Below are 743 nucleotides of genomic sequence, written 5' to 3' on the forward strand. Positions count from 1 at the left end.
AATGCGATATCCGAGAAACTCCAACGCTTCCTCCGGACATTGTAAGCATCTGGTTTTCCGATCATTGATCGTAAGCTTCAAGCCTTCCATGATCTGCCTGACCGCCGCCAGCATATCCGTTGCCGGGGCCTTGCCGAGAACACAGAAGTCATCCGCATAATTTACGATCTCGGACCTAAAGCGCCGGGCATAACCCAGTACTTTCCATCCCAGAATGAACCGGCGCATGTAGAGGTTGCTGAGTACAGGTGAAATTGGCGCTCCTTGAGGTGTGCCTTTCCGTTCCCTGCGGGCGAGGTTCGTGCGGCGCTTGCCGCCTTTGCCGTCGTCCTCCTCAACCGGCATTTCCAGCCATGTCTTGATGAGTCCAAGCATCCGCCCGTCGCATACGCGTCGAGTAATGCTCCTCATCAGTTCAACATGCGGAATTTCGCCGAAGTAGTTGGACAGATCGCCGTCAACAACCTCGTTATGACCGGTGTTCACCAGCTTGCGGATGTGGTTGACCGCATCCGTGGCGCTCCGTTCCGGTCTGTAGGCATATTGCTCCGGTTGCAAGTCGGCTTCAAATATCGGCTCAAGTACGAGCATGGCCGATGTCTGTGCCACCCGATCCCGTATGCAAGGAATGCCCAAGGGCCGGAACTGGCCGGGCTGTTTCTTCGGGATCAGAACTTGTCGCACCGCATTCGGTGTGTAGGTTCCGTCCTTCAGAGTTTGCGACAATTCCCCGAGCCATCGTT

General features: G+C 55.6%; 1 protein-coding gene. It reads right to left on the reverse strand.

What is annotated here, in order from left to right:
- A partial coding sequence (locus tag PPL9_RS04545; protein WP_280139017.1) for a reverse transcriptase domain-containing protein occupies nt 1–684 on the reverse strand: 684 nt, incomplete at its 3' end.
- Nucleotides 685–743 lie beyond the last annotated feature (59 nt).

It is taken from the genome of Pseudovibrio sp. POLY-S9, from assembly GCF_001431305.1.
In the GTDB taxonomy this organism is placed as follows: Bacteria; Pseudomonadota; Alphaproteobacteria; order Rhizobiales; family Stappiaceae; genus Pseudovibrio.